The organism is Novosphingobium sp. FSW06-99, assembly GCF_001519065.1.
Taxonomy (GTDB): Bacteria; Pseudomonadota; Alphaproteobacteria; order Sphingomonadales; family Sphingomonadaceae; genus Novosphingobium.
Genome location: NZ_KQ954258.1, coordinates 199,956 through 222,626 on the forward strand (window position 1 = coordinate 199,956; position 22,671 = coordinate 222,626).

Sequence of the window (22,671 nt, forward strand, 5' to 3'; positions counted from 1 at the left end):
ATGTCGGGGCGGCAAATCAATTGCGGGCTCTCGTCGGCTGTTGTCTGGCCTGTGCCCGACCGCGCAGTGCGACTTTTGCCATCGACCGAGGGGCATACGGCAAGCGCATGGAATTCAAGACTTTTCCAATTCCGGGGCCATTTGCCGTCCTGCCGGTCCGCCATGGCGATGCGCGCGGGTATTTCTCCGAGATCTTTCGTGCCGACCGTTTTGTGCAGGCTGCGGGCCCTGTCGAACTGGTGCAGGAAAACCAGTCGCTCAGCGCGCAGGCAGGCACCATCCGCGGCTTGCACTTTCAGCTTCCCCCGGCCGCCCAGGGCAAGCTGGTACGCTGTGTGGCGGGCGCAATTTTCGATGTCGCGGTCGACATCCGGCATGATTCGTCCACGTTCGGCCAATGGGTGTCGGCCGAACTGACCGCCGACAACGGCCATCAACTGTGGGTCCCGGCGGGTTTTGCGCACGGGTTCTGCACGCTGGTTCCCGATACCGTGGTCGCCTACAAAGTATCCGCCTATTACAGCCCCGAACACGACCGGGGGATCGCCTGGGACGATCCGGCGCTTGGCATCGTGTGGCCCGCACTGGCCGATGCCGCAACGCTGTCGGGCAAGGACCGGGTGCAGCCGCACCTGGCCGACTTGCCCCCGGTCTTCAGCGTAAAGGATTGACGGCATGCGGATTATCGTAACCGGCGGGGCGGGTTTCATCGGTTCGGCGCTGGTGCGCCATCTGGTCGGCGAAGGGCACGAGGTACTGACCATCGATGCGCTGACTTATGCCGGCAACCGCGCGTCGCTGCGCGATGTCGAGGCCAATGCGCGCCACCGCTTTGTTCACGCCGACATCTGCGACCGCGCCGCGATGGAACAGGCCTTTGCCGCCTTCAAGCCCGAGCGCGTGATGCATCTGGCCGCCGAAAGCCACGTCGATCGCTCGATCAGCGGTGCCGCCGATTTCGTCCAGACCAATGTCGTGGGTACGTTCACCCTGCTCGAAGTGGCGCGCGCGTTCTGGTCGCAACTGCCTGCCGACGCCGCCGAGGCGTTCCGGTTCCTGCATGTCTCGACCGACGAAGTCTATGGCTCGCTGGGCGATCAGGGCCTGTTCCGCGAAGACACGCCTTATGACCCGTCGAGCCCTTATTCAGCATCGAAGGCGGCGTCGGACCATCTCGCCAAGGCCTGGGCGCGCACTTATGGCCTGCCGGTGGTGGTCAGCAATTGCTCGAACAATTACGGGCCATATCATTTCCCCGAAAAGCTGATCCCGCTGATCATTCTCAACGCGCTGCAGGGCCGCGACCTGCCGGTCTATGGCGCGGGCGACAACATTCGCGACTGGCTCTATGTCGAAGACCATGCACGCGCGCTGGACATCATTGCCGCGCGCGGGCGGATCGGCGAAACCTACAACGTCGGCGGGCGCAATGAACGCCGCAACATCGATGTGGTGCGCCGCATCTGCACCCTGCTCGACGAGATCGTGCCCGCCAATGCCCCACGCGAAAGCCTGATCCGGTTTGTCGCCGACCGGCCCGGGCATGACGAACGCTATGCGATCGACGCCACCAAGCTGGAAACCGAGCTGGGCTGGCGCGCGCAGGAAACCTTTGACACCGGGATTGCCAAGACGGTGCGCTGGTATCTCGACAACGCCTGGTGGTGGCAACCCTTGCGCGAACGCTATGACGGGCAACGTCTGGGCCTGGTCAAGGATGCCGCGCAGTGAGACTGGTGGTGACAGGCGTGCACGGCCAGGTCGTGCGCGCGCTGGTCGAACGCGCGCCTGCCGGGGTGACCGTGGTGGCGCTGGGTCGCCCCGATCTCGATCTGGCCGATGCGCCCGCGATTGCCCCCGCACTTGCCGCCGTCGGCGCCGATGTGGTGATCAACGCGGCGGCCTATACCGCGGTCGACAAGGCCGAAACCGAGCGCGACGCGGCCTTTGCCATCAACGCCACCGGTGCCGGGGCAGTAGCCGCCGCCGCGCATGGGCTGGGCGTGCCGCTGATCCACGTGTCCACCGACTATGTGTTCGACGGAGCAAAGCCCGCGCCATATGTCGAAACCGATCCGACCGGCCCGACCGGCGTCTATGGCGCATCAAAGCTGGCGGGCGAAGCGGCGGTGATGGCCGCGCATCCCGGCGCGGTGATCGCGCGCACGGCCTGGGTCTACAGCCCGTTCGGTGCCAATTTCGTCAAGACCATGCTGCGGCTGGCGGCGACGCGCGAAGAGCTTGGCGTGGTGGCCGATCAGGTCGGCAATCCGACCAGCGCGCTCGATATCGCCGATGGCCTGTTGCAGATCGCCGCCAATCTGCAGGCACGCCCGGCCGACCCGGCGCTGGCCGGTCTGTTTCACATGACGGGCAGCGGCGAAGCGAGCTGGGCCGGGTTTGCCGAAGCGGTGTTTGCCGCCAGCGCCGCCCATGGCGGGCCGGTCGCGCGGGTCAACCCGATTGCTACCACGCAATACCCTACCCCCGCCCGGCGCCCCGCCAATTCGCGGCTCGATTGCACGCGGCTGGCCACGGTGCACGGCGTGCGTCTGCCCGATTGGCGCGGATCGGTTGAACAAATCGTCGCGCGGCTGCTTGCTGCTGAGGAGACTATCGCATGAAGGGCATCATTCTGGCCGGAGGCAGCGGCACCCGCCTCTATCCGATGACCATCGCGCTGTCGAAACAACTGATGCCGGTCTATGACAAGCCGATGATCTATTATCCGCTGACCACGCTGATGCTGGCGGGGATCCGCGAGATCCTGATCATCACCACCCCGCACGACGCGCCGATGTTCCGCAATCTGCTGGGCGACGGCAGCCAGTGGGGGCTGGACATCCGCTATGCCGAACAGCCCGAACCCAAAGGGCTGGCGCAGGCCTATACCATCGGCGCAGATTTCATCGGCACCTCGCCCAGTTGTCTGGTGCTGGGCGACAACATCTTTTTCGGCCACGGGCTGCCCGATGCACTGCAGCATGCCCGCGCCGGGCTCGCCAATGGCGGCGCCACGGTGTTTGCCTATCAGGTGGCCGATCCCGAACGGTATGGCGTGGTGGAATTCGACAGCGAACGCCGCGCGATCAGCATCGAGGAAAAGCCCGCCGTGCCCAAATCCGACTGGGCGGTCACCGGGCTCTATTTCTATGACGCCGAAGTGGTCAATATTGCCGCGAACATCCAGCCTTCGGCGCGGGGCGAGCTGGAAATCACCGACGTCAACCGCGCCTATCTTGCTGCGGGCAAGCTGAATGTCGAAGTGATGGGGCGCGGCTTTGCCTGGTTGGACACCGGCACGCCCGACAGCCTGCTCGATGCCGCGCAATTTGTCGCCACGCTCGAAAAGCGCCAGGGCATGAAGATCGCCTGCCCCGAGGAGATCGCCTGGCGTACCGGCCTGATCGACGATGCCACGCTGGGGCGTGCGATCGACCGATTGGGCAAGGGCGATTACGCCAGGTACTTGCGGCGCATCGCGGGTGGCGCACGCTAGGCCGGCAAAACGGCGGTTGCGATTATGTTGCCATGCGGTAGAAACAGGCCGCTGCAAACGGGGTCTGCCAGGTATCGATCACGCGCCTGCCGGGGGAAACGGTCTCATGGAAATTTGGCAGGACTGTGCGATAATGCTGCAAGGCATTTCGATCGGGATTTGAACCAGCCCAGTTGCTATTCGACGGACATGGGAACACCCGTATTCGGAACGGATGATAACAGGATTGCGGCGACGACAGGTGTGACACTTCGTAGCTGATAATTTGTCACAGCCGCCCAATACTGATCCACAGGGTGCCAGGCCCCACACGGATCAGCGCACATTGACGAGTAGTTCGGAGATCGATCTGTATCATGCGCTATGAAGCTGCAACGCTCGATTATTTCGCTTTGCTCAAGGAAGGCAAGACAATCGCCTTGCCCGAATCCGCCCGGACGATTCGCCTGGCCATTCTCGCCGATTGTGCAACGCAGCAACTCGGCACATTCCTCAAGACACTGGCCGCGCGCAACGGGGTGCGGCTGGAGATTTACGAGGGCGGCTATGACGCCATCGATCTCGACATCCTGAACCCAGCGTCAGACCTCTACGCGTTCGACCCGGCTTATGTCATCGTGCTGATGACCGAGGAAAAGCTGAAATCCCGGTTGTACGAAGCGGCCGATCGCAGCGCCTTTGCGGGCGACACCATCGCGCGTATCCGTGGCCTGTGGCAGGCCTTTGCCGAGCGCAGCGGCGCCACCCTGATCCAGTCGACCTTTGTGCTGCCGACAGAGCGCGCCTTTGGCAATTACGAGCTGAAGGCAGCGGATTCGGTTGGCGCGATCGTGGCCGAAATCAATCACCAGTTGGCCGTGCAAAGCCGCGAGGCAAAGAACGTGCTGCTCGCCGATGTCGATTTTCTGGCGGCGGGGATCGGTCGTCTGCAATGGCGCGACCCGCGCATGTGGAACATGGCCAAGATCCCCTGCCGGCTCGACCACCTGCCCGCGCTGGCGCAATCGCTGCTCGACGTACTGCTCGCCGCCAGCGGCCTGTTCACCAAATGCGTGGTGCTCGATCTGGACAACACGCTGTGGGGCGGGGTGATCGGCGACGACGGGCTCGACGGCATCCAGCTTGGCGAATTCGACGAGGGCGAGGCCTTTGTCGGCCTGCAGAAGTTTGCCAAGGAACTGAAACGGCGCGGCGTGATCCTGGCCGTGGTCAGCAAGAACGACCACGCCAATGCCATCCTGCCGTTTGCCGAACATCCCTACATGGTGCTGCGTGAAGACGATATTTCGGTGTTCGTGGCCAATTGGGAAAACAAGGCCGACAATATCCGGCTGATCCAGAAGACGCTGAACATCGGGTTTGATTCGTTCGTGTTCCTTGACGACAACCCGTTCGAGCGCAATATCGTGCGGACTTATCTGCCCGATGTGATCGTACCCGAACTGCCCGAAGATCCCTCGCTCTATATCGATGCGATCGCCCGGCTCAACTTGTTCGAGACGGCGTCCTATTCCAAGGCCGATCTCAGCCGCGCCGACCAGTATCGCGAAGAGGCGCAGCGCGAACTGACCAAGGCGCGCTATGGCAGCATCACCGACTATCTGGCCTCGCTCGACATGGAAATCCGGCTGGAACGGTTCAGCAGCTTCAACCTGCCGCGCATCGCCCAATTGATCCAGCGCTCGAACCAGTTCAACCTGATGACCCGCCGCTATGGCGAGGCGGCGTGCGAGGCGCTGATGCATGCGCCCGACGCCGTGCCGTTCACGCTGAAACTGGGCGACAAGTTCGGCGATTACGGCCTGATTTCGGTGATCGTGCTCAAACATGACGGCGATGATCTGGCGATCGACGAATATCTGATGAGCTGCCGCGTGTTGCAGCGCGGGGTGGAGAATTTCGCCATGAACGCGATCTTTTCCTATGCTGCCCGGATCGGCGCAAAGCGGGTGACGGGCCGTTATATTCCCACCGCAAAGAACGCCATGGTCAAGAATTTCTTCGGTACTTTCGGGTTTGAAATCGAAGCCGACGAAGGTACCGCGGGCGTGCGCTGGGCGCTGGATGTCGATCGCTATGAACCGCGCGAGGCGATCATGACCGTTGCCGTGAACGAGATTTGACAGGACCCGACATGACTGCAGATGCCATCAAGCACCAACTGACCGACATCTTTCGCGACGTGTTCAACGACCCCACGCTGGAAATCACCGACGAGATGACCGCCGATGATGTCGATGGCTGGGATTCGCTGACGCATATCAACATGATCCTGGGGGTCGAGCAGGGCTTCGGGATCAGGTTCTCGATCAAGGATGTACGGGCGATGCGCAATGTCGGCGAACTGGTCCAGGCCATCGCCAAGAAGCGCGCAAACTAGCGCATGCTGAATTTTACCTCGCCGCTGTTCTTTGTGGCGCTCGCGCTGGTCGCGTGCGGGCTCTACATCCTTCCCGGTCGGTGGCGCGCCGCCTATCTGCTGGTGCTGTCCTATGGCTTCTATGCCATGGTCAGCGTGCGGTTTCTGGCGCTGATGGTGGCGGGATCGCTGCTGGCCTATGGCATCGGCATCGGCATTGCCAATGCCCGCAGCGACAGCGCCAGGGTGCGCCTGATGCTGCTCGGCGTGGGCGGCCTGCTCGGCGGTATTGTGGTGTTCAAGATCGGTGGCGCCTGGCATGGCTGGCTGTTGCCGCTGGGCCTGTCGTATTATTCGTTCAAACTGATTTCGTATGTCATCGAAGTCTATTGGGACGAAGACAGCGTGGAGCGCGATCTGACGCTGTTCCTCAGCTATCCGGCCTTCTTTCCGCAAATCATCAGTGGTCCGATCCAGCGGTCCGAACCTTATTTCCAACAAGTGCGCGCGCTCGCCGCGCGGCGGCTCGATTCGGCGCAGATCGAGGAAGGCTTTCGCCTGATCGTCACCGGGCTGATGCTCAAGCTGTTGGTTGGTGACCGGCTGGCCACGCTGATTGCCGGGGTCGATGCGGCGCCGGGCAGTTTCGGCCGGATCGATCTGTTGGTCACGATCGCCGGGTATACCTTGCAGCTCTATGCCGATTTTGCAGGCTATACCAATATCGCGCTGGGTATCGGCAAGATGCTGGGCATCGACGGTCCGCCCAACTTCAACGCGCCATTTCTGGCCACCAATATCCAGGAAATGTGGCGCCGCTGGCACATGAGCCTGACCACCTGGCTGACCGATTACCTGTTTATCCCGTTGACGATGACGATGCGGCGCTATGGCCTGGCAGGGTTGTTGCTGTGCATCACCATCAACATGGCGCTGATCGGGGTGTGGCATGGCTTTACGCTCAACTATCTGATCTTCGGCCTGATGCATGCGGTCTATTTCAGCCTGACGATGCTCTATCTGCGCTATATCTCCCCACCCAGGGGCAAGAAGGCGCCGCCCGAACCGCGTCTGCGCCGCATCGTCAGGACGGCGTTCGGCATGGTCCTGACGTTTGCACTGATGAGCAGCACCCAGATCTTTTTCCACTCGGCCCGGTTCGACCAGGCCATCGGCATCCTGCGCCAGGTGTTCGGCCTGATCCCCAGCGGCGCCCGGTCGATCGGCGATATCGGCCCCGGTGCGGCTGAAACCTTTGTAATCTGCGCGCTGATCACCGTGTGGGCCGGATGCGGCGCACCAGGCGCCCGGCGGCTGTCCGACCGCATCGCGCCGGTGGCACCCCGTTGGCTGCAATACGGGGTCGGCCTGTTCCTGCTGGCCACCCTTACCCCCGACAGCGCAGGCAGCTTTGTCTATGGCCAGTTTTGAGGACGCGTGCGGCAAGAGGATGAACACGTGATCATTCCCAGAAGTATCGGAACGATCCTGGCCAGCCTGGCTGCGGCGCTGGTGCTGAGCGCGCTCGCCTGTCTTCTGCCCGACAACCCCTATCAGCGGTTTCAGCTTGTCGACGGTACGCTGTTCGAACCGTTGCGGCGCGGCTATGAGCGAATTCATTTCGACCCAGCACCGATCGATGTGGCGATCATCGGCCCGTCAAAGACCTTGCTGGGCCTGAGCGCACCGGGCATCGAGCATACCCTGAACCAGGCCGGGCAGACCGCGCATGTCGCCAATTTCTCGGTTCCCGCTTCTGGCCGGAATGTCGAATGGCTGATGCTGCACGAAGCCTACAAGATCAAATCGCCCAGGGTGATTGTGGTCGGGGTCTATGATTCACCCTCGTTCTATGGCCATCCGTCGTTTCGGTTCGTTGCCCCGGCCCGGGACCTGGCCATTCAGCCCGCCCCGCTGTTGCACAATTATTTCAAGGACTTGGCCTATCTTCCTGCGCGGCAGGTGCTGCTGGCCTTTGCGCGCGTCGCGCCGGGCCTGACCGGGCTGCGCGACCATTTCGATCCGGCCACCTATGCCAATACGCGCGCCGATTTCACCACCGGCAGCTTTGTCATGGAAGGCAAGACGATCAACATGGCACTGACTGTTCCGGCCGCCGTGCTGGCCGGGCAGACCGTCGTCGAACAGAAAGCCACGCTGCTGGAACGCCTGACCCGACGCTTTGTCAACCGTGGCGATGAAGCGGTCTATATGGATCAGATCGTGCGCGAAGCCGATGCGCACCACAGCCGCATCCTGTTCGTGTTCATGCCGGTGTATAATCGCAAGGGCGAACTGGCCGACCGCGCACGGCTGATGGCGCATGGCACGCTGCTGGACAATGCCGATATCTCCGATCACGCAGAATATTTCGAAAACTGGGAACACCTCAACCACACCGGCGCCACCATCCTGAGCGACCGGGTGGCCAAGGCGGTGGCAAAGCTGCTGAGCGAACCGGCAAAATCCTAGATCAAGCCCGCCAGCGGGCTTGACGGATCGGCGTATTTGCGGGTGCCCATGCGGCCTGCCAGATAGGCATCGCGGCCTGCCTCGACTGCCAGTTTCATCGCGCGGGCCATGCGGATCGGGTCTTTGGCTTCGGCGATGGCGGTGTTCATCAACACGCCGTCGCAGCCCAGTTCGAGCGCCACCGCCGCGTCGCTGGCCGTGCCGACCCCGGCATCGACGAGCACCGGCACGCGGGCCCCTTCGACAATCAGGCGGATCGTCACGCGGTTCTGGATGCCCAGCCCCGATCCGATCGGCGCGCCCAGCGGCATGACCGCGACCGCACCGGCATCCTCCAGTTGCTTCGCCGCGATCGGGTCGTCGGTGCAATAGACCATCGGCAAAAAGCCTTCCCTGGCCAGCACTTCGGTCGCACGGATGGTTTCGATCATGTTGGGATAGAGCGTGCGCGCTTCGCCCAGCACTTCCAGCTTGACCAGATCCCAACCGCCGGCCTCGCGCGCCAGCCGCAACGTGCGGATCGCGTCTTCGGCCGTGAAACAGCCCGCCGTGTTGGGCAGATAGGTGATCTTTTTGGGATCGATGAAGTCGGTCAGCATCGGCGCCCCGGGGTCCGACACATTGACCCGCCGCACCGCGACCGTGACGATCTGCGCGCCCGACGCTTCGACGGCGGCCGCGTTCTGGGCAAAATCCTTGTATTTGCCGGTACCCACGATCAGACGCGACGCGAATGTGCGACCGGCCACCGTCCAGGTATCGGCTGCGGCATGATCGCCGCCGCCAACGAAATGGACGATTTCCAGCACGTCGCCCTCGGCCAGCGCGACCTGTGCCAGGGTCGAACGCGGCACGATCAGCGCGTTGCGCTCCACCGCGACTTTGGCGGGATCAAGGTCCAGCGACCGGACAAGGTCTGCGATGGAACCGGGGGCGGCGCGGCGCGCCTCGCCATTGACGACAATCTGCAAGGTTTCGGTCATGCGCAGCGCCTTAGAGGAGTGGCCGAGGCGATCAAGCCAGTGATATCAGCCTTCGCCGAACATGCGCCGCTGCGCCGCCTCGATTTCTTCAAGATAGCGGCGGCGCACATGCGCTTCGCCCAGCACGCCCAGCACGCGGTGATCGGCATCGACCACCGCCAGTTCGTCGGCCCCTTCGGCATCGAACAGCGCCAGGATCGCCTTGATCCCGGTATCGGGTGCCACCGCACTGTCGGCATGGCAGGCCAGCGGCGCCACCGGTTGCGACGGATCGAGCGTTGGCGCATGCGCCGCCGCGCTTTGCACAATCCCGCGATAGGCCTGGTGATGGTCGATCAACAACGCCTTGCTGGCCGCGCCAAGCGGCAACCGTTCGCGAAATTCGGCGATCGTGGCGTCCTGTGGCACGGTTACGAAATCGCGCCGCATCATGCGTTCGGCGGTCAGGTTGAGGATCCAGCCGATATCGCGCGGCGAGCGGATATCCGACCCGCGCACGTGCAGGCGCCAGGTCGAGAACGAATAGCCGAAGGCTTCGCGCGTAACCGCGCTCGAAATCAGCGCGGCGGTCAGCACCACCCCCATCAGCGGAAAATCGTGCGTCGTTTCCAAAGTCAGCAGCGCCAGCGTCATCGGCCCGCCCACCACCGACACGCACAGCGCCGCCATGCCCACCAGCGCAAAATCGGCGGGATCGAACAGCACGCCCCACCCGGCCAGATTCAGCATCTGGGCAAAGGCCTGCCCGGCCAGCGAACCGATGAACAACGAGGCAAAGAACAGCCCGCCGCGAAACCCGCTGGCCAGCGAGATGACCGAAGCCAGAATCTTGAGCGCAAGAATGACCAGCAGAAACAGCACCGCCGGACGCGCCACCAGATCGAGATGCATCGCCCCGTGGCCCGCCGACAGCGCCTGCGGCGAAATCAGCGCGATCGGCACCAGCAGCGCCCCGCCCAGCACCGGGCGCCACGCGCTGCCGCGTGTCACCGCCTGCATCACGCGCTCGGTCGCGGTGACCAGGCGCATCATCACGATGCCCAGCCCCGCACAGAGCAGCCCCAGCAACACCGCCGCACCGTAATAGCCCAGACCGCGCGGATCGTTCGAGGTATAGACCATCAGATAGGGTTCGCTGCCGAGCCACCGCTGTACCAGCACACCTGCCAGCGAGGCGGCGATCACCGGTGCGACTTCGGCAATCGAATAGGACCCGATGACGATTTCAAAGGCGTAGAACGCGCCCGCCAGCGGCGTGCCGAACGCAGCGCCCACCCCGGCCCCGGCGCCCGCACCGACCAGCCGGCGCAGATCGGCGCGGCGCAGCCGCAGCCGCTGGCCCAGCCACGAGGCCAGCCCGCCGCCCATCTGCGCATAGGTCGCTTCCAGCCCGACGGAGGCACCGCAGCCGTTCGACACGATGGTTTGTGCGGCGATCAGGAAATTGTCGGCGGTCGGAATACGTCCGCCGTGCAGGGCATTGGCCTCCACCACGTCGACCGGTGCGCCGCCACGCCGCGCGCCCCGATACCGCCCGAGCGCGACCACCACAGACCCGCCCAACGGCAGCGCGATCAGCCGCCAGGGATGCTCGATCGAGATCAGCGCGCTCAATCGGGTGATGGTCAGGCCATAGATCACCGTCTGCATGGCATGCGCCAGCCAGGCCTGGGCCAGCGTGGTCAGCCCGGCGGTTGCGCCCACCAGCGCCGCCAGCGCGATGAACACCGCCTCGCTCTGACGCAGCCAGCGCTGGATCCGGACCGCGGTACGGGTAAGACTTTTTGCATGCCCCATCGGTATCTGTCGCAGCCCCAATCGACCCGGTCCGTCAAGCGCTTTCAGGCCACCGCACGAATTCGCCCCACCAATCCTGCCGCAACCAGGCAGGCAATTGCCGTGCCCACAAATCCCGGCGTCCAGATCGCCTCGGCCGAACTGCGCGACAGCACCAGGACCAGCGAAGGCACCAGAATCGACGGCACGGTGTTGGCAAGATTGAGATAGCCCAGCATCTCTCCCGGACGTCCCGAATCACCCAGCAATTGCGCAACCAGCGCGGTATCGAGCGCCAGATAGGCGATCAGGCCGACCTGGAATAGGCCATAGCCGGCCAGCAGCACCCAGCCGCTGCCAATTTGCACCAGCCCCAGCGCCGCCGCCGCCGCCAGCGCGGCCAGCATCATCGGCGCGCGCCGTCGCCCGCGCCGATCCGACCAATGCCCGGCACAGACCGTCACGATCAGCACCGCCACGGTGGTTGCCAGCACCAGCCGACCATAGACCGGATCGACCGCCTGCCCCGGCACGATCCCCGCACGCCCCGGATGGCGCACCAGGAACAGATAGAAATAGGTCATCATGAACGCAGCGCCGCTTTGCATCAGCAATCGCGCCAGACCGACCCGCGCCCAATCCGCCCAAGCCGGCGCGACGGTGTTGTCGCGCACCGGGAAATTGCCCCGCGCGGGCAGCGGCCCCGCGCGCCCAAACGGCCAGATCGCCACCAGCGGCGTGACGCTGAGACCCACCAGCACCGCCACCGCCACGAACGGCGTCGCCCCGTCATGCGGAAACAGCAGCGCCACGGCCCCCGTCCCCAGTGCCGCCAGCGGCATCGCCAGATGGATCAGCGCGGCCACCCGGCCTTTGGCATGATCGGCGAAATGATCGACCAGCACCGCGCCGATGGGAGCGAACATCAGGTTGAGCACGGCCTGAAACACCACCACACCCGCCGCCACCGCCGCGATCGTGTGCGCACACCCAAGCGCCGCCAGCGCCAGCACGGTGAGCACCAGGCCCAGCGCGATCGGCACGCGCCGGTTGCCATGGCGCCGGCGCCAATGGTCGCTGATCCGCCCGGCACCGATATGCGCCAGACTGGCGGTGATCGCCCCCACCAGCATCACCAGCGAGGCGATCGCCGCCGCCCGATCGGGCGCCAGCGCAACAATCCGCCGGGGCACCAGCAACGACAGCAACGGCGCATAGGCGACATGCGCGCCGAACGCGGCCAGCGCATAGACCGTGGCGCCCCGCCCGGCAGTTCGTGCCGATCGGTTCAATCGCCGACCCGGCCGGTGCTGGCGCGGCAGACCAGTTCGAACGGAATTTCGTGGCGCCCCGGCCCGCCTTTGCCTTCGACAATCGCGATCAGGCGATTGCAGGCATGCGCGATCATCTCGGCCACCGGCTGACGGATTGCGGTCAGCGGCGGCACCGCAAAGCGCACGCCGGGGGTATCCTCGAAACTGACCACGGCCAGGTCTTCGGGCACGCGCAGGCCCCTGGCGCTGGCCATATGCAGGGCGGCAAACGCCATTTCGTCATTGTCGGCAATCACCGCGGTCGGCGGTGCATCGCCCGACAGCAAGGCGCCGATCACCCGTTCGGCGGTTTCGAAATGGAAATCGCCGTCGCCAACCAGATCCTCGGCGATCCCCGCCTCGGCCAGCGCCGCGCGATAGCCGGCGATGCGCAAGGCCGACCCGCCATAATTGGCCGCGCCCGCGATAAACGCGATGCGCCGGTGGCCCAGTGCAACGAGATGACGCGTGGCCGCCGCCGCCGCGCCGGTTTCATCCATATAGACATCGACCGTGTCGGCCCCGTCGCGATGGCCGATGCGTGCGCAGGGAATGCCCCGTTCGGCCAGCAGATCGACCAGCGCCGGATTGTCGCAATGCGGCGGGGTCAGGATCACGCCGTCGGGGCGCAGCGACGCCAGTGCATTGGCCAGCCCGCGCCGCGCCGGAACCGCCAGGGTATCGACCAGTTCGAACACCAGGTGCCAGCCTTGCGCTTCGCACGCGGTCATGCCGCCAAACAGCATCTGGTCGACATAGTCGTTGCCGCGCCGCGCCTGCCAGTTTTCGATCGTGCGCGCGCGGTCGTTGATCGCCAGCACGACATAGGACCGGCCCCCGCCCATGCGCCGCGCGCTCAGGTTGGGGACATAGCCCAGCGCCTCGATCGCGGCATCGATGCGTTCGCGCACCGCCGGTTTTACATTGGGGCTGCCGTTGATCACGCGCGACACCGTCTGGCGCGAAACACCGACGGCTGCTGCCACGTCTTCGATTGTCACGCCGCTGCGTCGGATCATGGGGCCTGCATAACCGCTCGCCCCGCGCTTGACGAGGGGCTGCACGCGTGATCGCTCACAACAGTTTTGTGAACGATCACAATTTGGTATTGTGAACGTTCACAAACCGGCCTAAGGGAGGTCGCGACACGATACGAATCGTGCATCCACAGGGAAGAGTTGATGGTTGGGGCCAAATTGCGTTGCTGGTTGTTGCTCTGCATTGCCGCGTCCGGACTGGGCGCGCCGGTCGGCGTGCAGGCCCAGGCGACCCCCCCAGACACCACCGATCGTGCGATCGAGGCGCGGATCGACACGCTGCTGGCGCATATGTCGCTGCCGCACAAAGTCGCGCAACTGATTCAGCCCGACATTGCCTCGATCACCCCCGCCGACATGCAGGCCTATCGGTTCGGGTCCTATCTCAACGGCGCCAACAGCGGGCCGGGCCATGATATCAAGGCCAAACCCGCGGCCTGGCTGGCGCTGGCCGATGCCATGTGGGCCGCATCGCGCGCGCCCCTGCCCGATGGCGAACCGGTGATCCCGACGCTGTGGGCCACCGATGCGGTGCACGGGCACAGCCATCTCGGCGGGGCAACGATCTTTCCGCACAATATCGCGCTGGGTGCCACGCACGACACCGCGCTGGTGCGCCGCATCGGCGAAGCCACCGCTGCCGAGATTGCCGTCACCGGGGTCGACTGGACGTTCGCGCCGACTTTGGCGGTGGTGCAGGATGTACGCTGGGGCCGGTCGTATGAATCGTTTGGCGCCGATCCGGCGCTGGTATCGCGCATGGGCGTCGCGATGGTCGACGGCTTGCAGGGCGACAAAGGCACCGACGGGTTTCTCGATCAGCGCCACGTGCTTGCCACGCTCAAGCATTTCATCGGCGATGGCGGTACCGGCGGCAAGGACGAAGGCGACACGCGCGGCGATCTCGACCAGTTGATCGCGCTGCACGCGCCGCCCTATGTCGCCACGATCGCCGCTGGTGGACAGACCGTGATGGCCTCGTTCTCCAGCATCAACGGCCAGAAGATGCACGGCAACAAGGCCCTGCTGACCGGACTGCTGCGCGACAGGCTGGGTTTTGACGGGCTGGTGGTGGGCGACTGGAACGCGCACGGCCAGGTGCCCGGATGCACCAATGCCGATTGTCCGCAGGCGCTGCTGGCCGGGCTCGACATCTATATGGTGCCCGACGACTGGCGCGCGCTCTATGCCGCACTGCTGCGCGAAGTGCATGATGGCACGATCCCGCAGGCCCGGCTCGACGAAGCAGTGCGCCGGATCCTCCGGGTCAAGCTGCGCTATGGCCTGTTCGACAAACCGGAACCTTCACACCGCGCGCTGGCGGGTGATTGGGCCTTGCTGGGATCGGCCGAACACCGCACCCTGGCGCGCGAAGCGGTCGCCCGGTCGCTGGTGCTGCTCAAGAACGACGGCGTCCTGCCGATCCGGTCAGGCGCACACATTCTGGTGGCCGGCAGCGCGGCGGATTCGATTGCCCGCCAGTCGGGCGGCTGGACAATCAACTGGCAGGGCGGGACCGAGTTCACCAATGCCGATTTCCCCGGCGCCACCTCGGTCTATGCCGGGATCGCGGCGGCGGCGCGTGCGGGCGGGGGCGATGCGGTGCTGTCACCCGATGGCAGTTTCCAGACCCGGCCCGATGTCGCGGTGGTGGTGTTCGGCGAAAAACCTTATGCCGAATATGCCGGTGACGTGCCCGATCTGGCCTTTCGCGACGAGGAAGGGCTGCGCCTGATCGGCAAGCTGCGCGCGGCGCATATCCCGACCGTGGCGGTGTTGCTGTCCGGGCGCCCGCTGTGGACCGGGCGTGAAATGGCCGACGCCGATGCCTTTGTCGCAGGCTGGTTGCCCGGCAGCGAGGGCGAAGGGCTGGCCGATGTGCTGGTCGGCGATGCGCAAGGCCATCCGGTGCACGATTTCACCGGCACGTTGGCGTTCGCCTGGCCCGCATCGTGCCGCAGCGGCGATGCCCCCTTGTTCGCGATCGGCGAAGGCGGGTCCTATGCCCGTCCGCCCGCCTTGCGCACCGCCGCACAGAGCTGCGACCTGATCGCGCCCGAGGCACTGGGACAGACCGTGCTGTTCGACCGGTTCCTGCGCCAGGGGGTGATCGCCAATGCCACCGATGCCACCGGATCGCGCGATCTGCCACGCTTTGCCGGGGCCGGCACCAGCAATGCCTTGTGCGTCACGCCGTTCGACCTGACCGCGCAGGAAGACGCCCGGCGCGTGGTGTGGAGCGGTCCTGCCGATCTGACGCTGCATTGGTCGGTGACCGAACAATGGCCCGCGCATGGCCAGGTTCGCCTGCGCGTGATGGTGCCGTCTGCGCCGGTCGGCCCGGTCACGCTCGGCACCGATTGCGCCGACTGTCACCGCACCGTCGATCTGACGTCGAGCTTTGCGCTGGCGGCGGGCAAAGGCTGGCGCACGATCGACATTCCGGTGTCGTGTCTGGCCACCGCGCCGTTCAGCGGGCTGCGTCTGCAATCGCGCGCGCGGCTGGAAATCGATTTCGCCAGCATCTCGCTGCTGACCCAGAACAACACCGATCGGGCCTGTACGGGCCCGTTCTGAGGGGGGCCCCGCGCCCAATCGGCGCGACAAATTTAGTCAAGACTGCCAAAACCAACCGGGGAGGGGTATATGAAGTTTGAATTGAAGTCGGCGGTGTCGTGCCTGGGACTGTCGGTGGCGATGTTCACCGCACCTGCGGTCGCGCAAACCGCCCAACCGGCACAGCCCGCGCCTGCGGCCGCCGACACCGGCATCGACCCGACCGCCGGGATCGTCGTGACCGGCCTGCGCCGGTCGCTGGCCGATGCCGAAGCGATCAAGAAGCGCGCCGACGGGATCGTCGATGCGATCACCGCGTCTGATATCGGCAAGTTCCCCGACACCAACCTGGCCGAGGCGATCCAGCGCATTCCCGGCGTGACCATCGACCGCGACAACAACGAAGGGTCGAAGATCACCGTGCGCGGGTTCGGCCCCGAATACAACCTGATCACGCTCAACGGCCGTTCGATGCCGGGGATCATCCTGGGCAACCAGGAATCCGCCAGCCGGTCGTTCAATTTCGAGGAACTATCCGCCGATGCGATCTCGGGCGTGTCGGTGTCGAAGACCGGCCGGGCCGATCTGCCCAGCGGCGGGATCGGCGCGACGGTCGATGTGACCACCGCGCGGCCGTTCGATTACAACGGGTTCAAGGCGGCGTTCCAGATCAAGGGCACCGACGACACGTCGTGGCGCAGCGGCACCAAGATCACGCCAGAAGTGTCGGGCATGGTGTCCGACGTGTTTGCCGACGGCAAGATCGGCGTGATGCTGAACGGGTCCTATTCCGAACGCGACAGCAACCAGGAATTCGCCTTTGTCGGCGGCTGGCTGGAAGATCAGGTGCCCACCCCGCAAAACGGCATGGGCGCGCTGCCTGCGGGCGTGACCAGCAACCAGACCACCGGCACGCACAACTATGAACCGCAATCGATGCAATGGGGCATCGACACCCACCATCGCACCCGCGTCAACGGCCAGGCGGTGATCCAGTTCAAGCCCACCGACACCCTGGTGATCACCACCGATTATACTTATGCGCTGTACAAGGATCACATGCAGCGCAGCGAATACAGCGCATGGTACGGTTATGGGGCAAGCCTTTACAACGGCACGATTTCGCCCGACGGCACGCTCAACAACTTCACCGCGGTCGGCAACGATCTGGCCTATGACGCGTTCGACGACCAGATCAAGGACACGATGGGTTCGACCGGGGTCAACCTCAAGTGGAAGCCCTCGGCGGCGTTCGAGTTTGAAGTCGATGGCCACCATTCGATCGCCAACAGCGGCGGCGGCGCGGCCGGTGACAACGATTTTGCCATCGTCGGCCAGGACCCCGCCCTGTCGCTGACCAAGACGTTCAACGGCACCGGCACGGTGATCCCACTGGTCAACTGGACCTATCAGGCGCCCTATACGTCGGGCAACATGAACACCTCGACGGTTACACCGCTGTTTTCGCAGGTGAACAACAACATCTATCGCAACCAGATCGACGAATGGCGCATGCGCGGCCGCTGGACCAACCAGTCCGACAGCTGGTTCCGCAGCGTCGAGGCCGGGTTCCAGTACAAGAATTTCCAGACCCGCGCCGCCGCCTACAGCAGCGGCACGCTCAACGACGGATTCTATGCCTCGTCGAACGACGGCGTGTTGCCGCCCTCGGCCTTCACCAAGATCAGCACGTGCAGCATCCTGCAGGGCGTGTCGGGCGGCGGCTGCCAGCAGCAGGTGCCCTATTTCTACACGTTCAACCCGGCCCAGGTGGCCAATGCCTTTGCCGGGCAATATCCGGGCAATGCCTATGTCCTGCCCAGCACCCCGCTCAGCGATGACCGCATCGATGAAAAGACCTATGCCGGCTATGTCGAGGCGCACCTGCAGTGGGATATCGGCGACAAAGTGCTGCGCGCCTTCGTCGGCGGGCGGTTTGAACACACCAGCGTGGTCGCCAACAGCCTGCAGCAAGTGCCGACCGGCATCACCTGGGAAAACCCGACCGAATATTCGACCAACTTTGCCAACAACGCCGCGTTCAGCAATGTGGGGTCGAGCTACAACGAATTCCTGCCCAACGTCGATCTCAACCTCGATGTCACCAGCAACTTCAAGCTGCGTGCATCGTACAGCAAGACCATCACGCGGTCCGATCTGACGCAGTTGATCGGCACCACGTCGGTGTCCACCACGCCAAAGCCGGGCGCGCGCACCGCAACCGAAGGCAATCCGGGCCTGTTGCCCTATTCCTCGCAGAATTTCGATTTCAGCTCGGAATGGTATTACAAGCGTGACAGCTACATCTCGTTCAACGCCTTCTTCAAGCGGGTCAGCAATTTCCTGACCGAAACGACCACCCCGGGCACCATCAACGGCGCCAATGGCAAACCGATCACCGACCCCGGCGCGGGTGCGATCGAACAACAGGCGGTCGCCGAGCTGCAGGCCAAGGGCGTCACCCCGGTGCCATCGGCGGTGTTTGCGCAGATGGAAGCCGACACCGGCCAGACCGCGTTCATTGGCCAGCCGAACGATCCGGCCGTCATCTGGGAAATCACCCAGCCGACCAATGCCAACGCGGTGAACGTGTGGGGCATCGAAATGTCGGGCCAGCACATGTTCGGCCAGAGCGGGTTCGGCATTCAGGCCAACGTGTCGCTGCCGTGGAGCAACGTGCACTTCAATCCGCTGGAAATCGGTACGCAGTTCGCGGTTCCCGGTCTGTCGAAATCGTACAACATCGTCGGCATCTTCGAAAAGTTCGGCTTCCAGGGTCGCCTCGCCTACACTTGGCGCAGCGCCTATCTGGCGGGGCTCAGCCAGTCGCAGGGCGCCAACGAACCGGTCAACACGGCGGCCTATGGCCAGCTTGACGGCAGCATCAGCTATGAGTTGAGCAAAGCCTTCGTCGTGTTTATCGATGCGACCAACATGACAGGGGCCTCGGTCCGCCAATATGGCCGGTTCGAGGATCAGTTCCTGGGGTACTACAAGGGGGCACCGCGCCTGCAATTCGGCGTGCGCGCGAAGTTCTGATCGACCACGGCGCGGGCCTGCCTCCAGGGCAGGCCCGCGCCACGGCGGACGAGCGGCAGAGACATGCATTCGATCAACAAGACCCCGCCCGCCCCCCCTGCCCCGCAACCGGTAGAGGCATATCACGACGTTACCGCAGACCGGTTCTGCACCGATATCCGCCCGCTGCAACGGCCCGCCATCCTGAAAGGCGTGGCCGCATCCTGGCCGGGCGTACAGGCCGGACGGCAAGGCCCCGAGGCCTTTGCCGCATGCCTGCGCCCGCTCTATTCGGGCGCCCCGATCCAGGCCTTTCGCGCGCCACCGGCAACCGGCGGGCGCCTCCATTACACCGACGGGCTCGACGGGTTCAATTTCACACGTCAGCAGACCCGGCTCAATCGCCTGCTCGACGATCTGTGCGCGCTGGCGCCATGTGAAGCGCCCGACGCGCTCTATGCCGGATCGCTGCCCTTGCCGGTGATCGCGCCCGAGATGGCGCGCAGCCATCGGCTCGACGGGTTCATCCATGCCGAAAACGTGCTGCAATCGCTGTGGATCGGCAATCGCACGCGCGTGGCGGTGCATTATGATCAGGCCGAAAATCTGGCCGTGGTGGTCGCCGGTCGGCGCCGCTTCACGCTGTTTCCGATGCAATGCGTGGCCGATCTCTATCTCGGCCCGATCGATCTGACCCCGGCGGGCCAGCCGGTCAGCCTGGTCGATACCGCCGCGCCCGATTTCGACCGCTTTCCCCGCTATCGCGCGGCGCTGGCACAGTGTCAGGTGGCAGAGCTGGAACCGGGCGATGCGATCTATTTGCCCGCCTTGTGGCTGCACGGGGTCGAGGCGCTCGATCCGGTCAATGCGCTGATCAATTTCTGGTGGAAGACCACGCCGGGCTATTTCGAAAACCCGTTCAACACGCTGTTGCATGCATTGCTCAGCATCAAGTCGCTGCCCGATGCGGAACGCCAGCGCTGGCGCGCGCTGTTCGATCTGCTGGTGTTTCAGCCCGAACATCAGGGTCAGGACCATCTGCCCGAGGCCGCGCGCGGCATGTTCGGCACGCTGACCCCCGACAAGGCGCAGGCGTTGCGGACATTTCTGATCCAGGGCCTGCAAGGAAAACTGCCATGACCGCACCTGTTATCCTGTCCCCCGCCGCCCACGCCCGCACCCGCGTGATCACCACGCCGGGCGACCGGTTTGGCGACAATGTGGGGGTGGTCGGGGTGGTCCCGGCCGAATTCGGCTCGCTGCTGGCGACGTACCCGCTGTTCCTGCGCAAGAATGGCCGCACCGGCCAGTTCGAGCCCTGCGCCGTGCTCGGCTTTGCCACCCACGAGAACCTGTTTCTCCACGGCGAGACCTGGGATGCCGCCTATGTCCCGCTGCAACGCCTGACCCAGCCGTTCACACTGGTGCCGGACGAGGTTTCGGCGGGCCCGGCGCTGGCGATCGATCCGGCCAGCCCGCGCGTTTCGGACAGCGAGGGCGAGATTCTGTTTCTCGAAAATGGCGAGCCATCGGCCTATCTGACCCGGATCGCGGCGATGATCGACGCCTTGCGCAGCGGCAGCAAAGTCGCCCATGCTTATGCCGCCCATCTTGAAGCGCTCGACCTGATCGAGCCGGTGCGGGTGGAAGTGGGCTTTATCGACGGCACCAGCGCCACGCTCGACGGGCTCTATGCGATCCGCGCCGATGGCCTGCGCCAATTGCGCGACAGCGCGCTGGGCGATCTGCATGCGCGCGGCTATCTGGAACTGGCATGGTACCAGATCGCCTCGCTGGTGCAGATGCAGGCGCTGATCGCGCGCAAGAACAAGCGCCTGCTCGAAGGCGCGCAATGACCGGCACGCCAGATTCGCGCATCCGCCGCATCGTCATTCTGGGCGGCGGCACTGCCGGGTGGATCACCGCCGGGCTGATCGCCGCGCGCTATCGGCAGCGCGGCGACGATGGCTTGCAGATCGCGCTGGTCGAATCGGTCGCGCTGGGCACGATCGGCGTGGGCGAAGGCACCTGGCCGTCGATCCGCGAAACGCTGCGGCAGATCGGCCTGTCGGAAACCGAATTCCTGCGCACTTGCGATGCCGGTTTCAAGCAGGGTTCGCGCTTTGTCGGATGGGTCGATGGTGCGCCGCAGGACGCCTATCTGCATCCCTTCACGCTGCCGGTGCTTGACGGCGATGCGCTGACCCGGTGGATGGGTCAGCCGCATCAGGGTCGCACGTTTGCCGATGCGCTGTCGTTCCAGAGCGCGGCGTGCGGCGCCGGGCTGGCGCCAAAGGCGATGACCCATCCCGAATATGCAGGCGCGGTCAGCTATGCCTATCACTTCGACGCGGGCAAATTTGCGCAGATGCTGGCGCGCCATGTCACCACCCGGCTGGGCGTCGAACACCATGACGCCGCGATCGCCTCGGTCGAGGCACGGCCCGATGGCGATATCGCCGCACTGATCGCCACAGACGGGCGGCGGTTTGCGGGCGATCTGTTCATCGATTGCTCGGGCCTGGCCGCCCGGTTGATTGCGGGGCATTGCCAGGTGCCGTTCACCAGTTGCCGCGACGTGCTGTTCGCCAATCGCGCATGGACCACCCAATTGCCCTATCCCGCCCCCGATGCGCCGATCGCGTCCACCACCAATGCCACCGCGCAGGCGGCAGGATGGATCTGGGATATCGGCCTGCAGTCGCGCCGGGGGCTTGGCCATGTTTATTCCGATGCGCATCAGTCCGACGACGATGCGCTGGCGGCGCTGCACGCCTATGTGCGCGCGGCAGGCGGCGATGCCGATGCGCTGACCTATCGCCGAATTGCGTTCGAGCCCGGCCATCGCCAGCGGTTCTGGCAGGGCAATTGCATCGCGGTCGGGCTGTCGGCCGGTTTCATCGAACCGATGGAGGCGACCGCGATCGCGCTGATCGAGATGGGCGCGCGCATGATCGGCGATGTGCTGCCGGCCACGCGCGACGGGCTGGCGCGCGCCGCACGGCAATACAACGCCTGTTTCGAATACCGCTGGGCGCGGATCATCGATTTCCTGAAACTGCATTATGTCCTCAATCGCCGTGAGGGTTCGGATTTCTGGCGCGACAACCGCCGCGCCGCCTCAATCCCCGCCTCGCTGGCCGAGGCGCTGGCCGCATGGCACCACCAGTGCCCCGCCCCGGTCGATTTCGCGCACCGCGAGGAACTGTTCCCGGCGGCCAGCTATCAATATGTCCTTTATGGCATGGGCGCATGGAGCGCGCCGCCGCCGCGCCTCGATGGCGCCACCGACGCGCTGGTGGCCGAGCGCGTGGCGGCCTGCGCGCGGATGGCCGATGGCCTGGCGACCACGTTGCGCCCCAATCGCGAAACCCTGCAGACGATCGCGCGCTATGGCCTGAAGGCGATCTGAGCGGCGCGGGTTAGGGTCTTTCTGACATAGATTGAGGCACCGTGACGGAGCCGATTTTGGCCCAGTGCCCCTAGCTTTGCGGAACGCAAAGCGTTCCTTGTCTGGAGGGATGGCGCAGGAATATCGGGAATATTTAGCTGCGCTGGCCTTTGGCTCAAGCCATCTCGACGTAGCAATGGGCCAAAAGCGGCCCGCCCCGAAGGGGTTGCCCTGAGAAGCCCCTTGGCAGCGTCGCAGCACTTTCAC

The 22,671-nt window shown here is 64.7% G+C and carries 17 protein-coding genes; 13 read left to right on the top strand and 4 right to left on the bottom strand.

Annotated elements, in window-relative coordinates:
- Positions 1–107: 107 nt before the first annotated feature.
- The 8 genes from rfbC to AQZ49_RS14855 all read left to right on the top strand — a co-directional run bounded on the left by rfbC (position 108) and on the right by AQZ49_RS14855 (position 8,330).
- Positions 108–671, top strand: a complete 564-nt coding sequence (rfbC, locus tag AQZ49_RS14820; RefSeq protein WP_067617043.1) for a dTDP-4-dehydrorhamnose 3,5-epimerase — start codon at positions 108–110, stop codon at positions 669–671.
- A gap of 4 nt (positions 672–675) precedes the next feature.
- Positions 676–1,731 (top strand): dTDP-glucose 4,6-dehydratase, encoded by a 1,056-nt coding sequence (gene rfbB, locus AQZ49_RS14825; RefSeq protein WP_067617046.1) that lies wholly within the window; start codon positions 676–678, stop codon positions 1,729–1,731.
- Positions 1,728–2,624 carry a dTDP-4-dehydrorhamnose reductase gene (rfbD, locus tag AQZ49_RS14830; protein ID WP_067617049.1) on the top strand — a complete coding sequence of 299 codons (897 nt, stop codon included), beginning with the start codon at positions 1,728–1,730 and terminating at the stop codon, positions 2,622–2,624. Before rfbB ends, rfbD begins: the two co-directional genes overlap by 4 nt.
- A complete protein-coding gene (gene rfbA, locus AQZ49_RS14835) occupies positions 2,621–3,499 on the top strand; it encodes a glucose-1-phosphate thymidylyltransferase RfbA (RefSeq protein WP_067617052.1) in 879 nt (292 codons plus the stop codon). The genes rfbD and rfbA overlap by 4 nt, the downstream gene beginning before the upstream one ends.
- Positions 3,500–3,855: 356 nt before the next feature.
- A complete protein-coding gene (locus AQZ49_RS14840) occupies positions 3,856–5,622 on the top strand; it encodes an HAD-IIIC family phosphatase (protein ID WP_067617055.1) in 1,767 nt (588 codons plus the stop codon).
- Positions 5,623–5,633: 11 nt separating this feature from the next.
- On the top strand, positions 5,634–5,879 hold the full coding sequence (locus AQZ49_RS14845) for an acyl carrier protein (RefSeq protein ID WP_067617058.1): 246 nt from the start codon (positions 5,634–5,636) through the stop codon (positions 5,877–5,879).
- A 3-nt stretch (positions 5,880–5,882) separates the two neighbouring features.
- Positions 5,883–7,289, top strand: coding sequence for an MBOAT family O-acyltransferase (locus AQZ49_RS14850; RefSeq protein WP_067617061.1), 1,407 nt, complete (start codon positions 5,883–5,885; stop codon positions 7,287–7,289).
- 27 nt (positions 7,290–7,316) lie between these two features.
- Entirely contained in the window at positions 7,317–8,330 is a 1,014-nt protein-coding gene (locus AQZ49_RS14855) for a hypothetical protein (protein WP_156428322.1), read from the top strand.
- On the opposite strand, the gene thiS is transcribed toward AQZ49_RS14855, so the two are convergent.
- The 4 genes from thiS to AQZ49_RS14875 are packed head-to-tail and all read right to left on the bottom strand — an operon-like array spanning position 8,327 to position 13,421.
- Positions 8,327–9,313, bottom strand: a complete 987-nt coding sequence (thiS, locus tag AQZ49_RS14860) for a sulfur carrier protein ThiS (RefSeq protein ID WP_082701805.1) — start codon at positions 9,311–9,313, stop codon at positions 8,327–8,329. The genes AQZ49_RS14855 and thiS overlap by 4 nt on opposite strands.
- Before the next feature lie 45 nt (positions 9,314–9,358).
- A complete protein-coding gene (locus AQZ49_RS14865) occupies positions 9,359–11,110 on the bottom strand; it encodes a chloride channel protein (RefSeq protein ID WP_067617066.1) in 1,752 nt (583 codons plus the stop codon).
- Positions 11,111–11,154: 44 nt separating this feature from the next.
- On the bottom strand, positions 11,155–12,381 hold the full coding sequence (locus tag AQZ49_RS14870) for an MFS transporter (RefSeq protein WP_067617068.1): 1,227 nt from the start codon (positions 12,379–12,381) through the stop codon (positions 11,155–11,157).
- Positions 12,378–13,421 carry a LacI family DNA-binding transcriptional regulator gene (locus AQZ49_RS14875; RefSeq protein WP_067617071.1) on the bottom strand — a complete coding sequence of 348 codons (1,044 nt, stop codon included), beginning with the start codon at positions 13,419–13,421 and terminating at the stop codon, positions 12,378–12,380. The genes AQZ49_RS14870 and AQZ49_RS14875 overlap by 4 nt, the downstream gene beginning before the upstream one ends.
- A 162-nt stretch (positions 13,422–13,583) precedes the next feature.
- Here AQZ49_RS14875 and AQZ49_RS14880 point away from each other — a divergent pair, with 162 nt between their 5' ends.
- The 5 genes from AQZ49_RS14880 (at position 13,584) to AQZ49_RS14900 (ending at position 22,425) form a co-directional block, all read left to right on the top strand.
- Positions 13,584–16,016 carry a glycoside hydrolase family 3 protein gene (locus AQZ49_RS14880; protein ID WP_067617074.1) on the top strand — a complete coding sequence of 811 codons (2,433 nt, stop codon included), beginning with the start codon at positions 13,584–13,586 and terminating at the stop codon, positions 16,014–16,016.
- Between the two features lie 69 nt (positions 16,017–16,085).
- On the top strand, positions 16,086–19,034 hold the full coding sequence (locus tag AQZ49_RS14885; RefSeq protein ID WP_067617077.1) for a TonB-dependent receptor: 2,949 nt from the start codon (positions 16,086–16,088) through the stop codon (positions 19,032–19,034).
- A 63-nt stretch (positions 19,035–19,097) separates the two neighbouring features.
- Positions 19,098–20,153, top strand: a complete 1,056-nt coding sequence (locus AQZ49_RS14890; RefSeq protein ID WP_067617080.1) for a cupin-like domain-containing protein — start codon at positions 19,098–19,100, stop codon at positions 20,151–20,153.
- The gene (locus AQZ49_RS14895) at positions 20,150–20,869 is read left to right on the top strand and encodes a SapC family protein (RefSeq protein ID WP_067617083.1); all 720 of its coding nucleotides are present in this window, start codon (positions 20,150–20,152) and stop codon (positions 20,867–20,869) included. The genes AQZ49_RS14890 and AQZ49_RS14895 overlap by 4 nt, the downstream gene beginning before the upstream one ends.
- Positions 20,866–22,425 carry a tryptophan halogenase family protein gene (locus AQZ49_RS14900; RefSeq protein ID WP_067617086.1) on the top strand — a complete coding sequence of 520 codons (1,560 nt, stop codon included), beginning with the start codon at positions 20,866–20,868 and terminating at the stop codon, positions 22,423–22,425. The genes AQZ49_RS14895 and AQZ49_RS14900 overlap by 4 nt, the downstream gene beginning before the upstream one ends.
- Positions 22,426–22,671 lie beyond the last annotated feature (246 nt).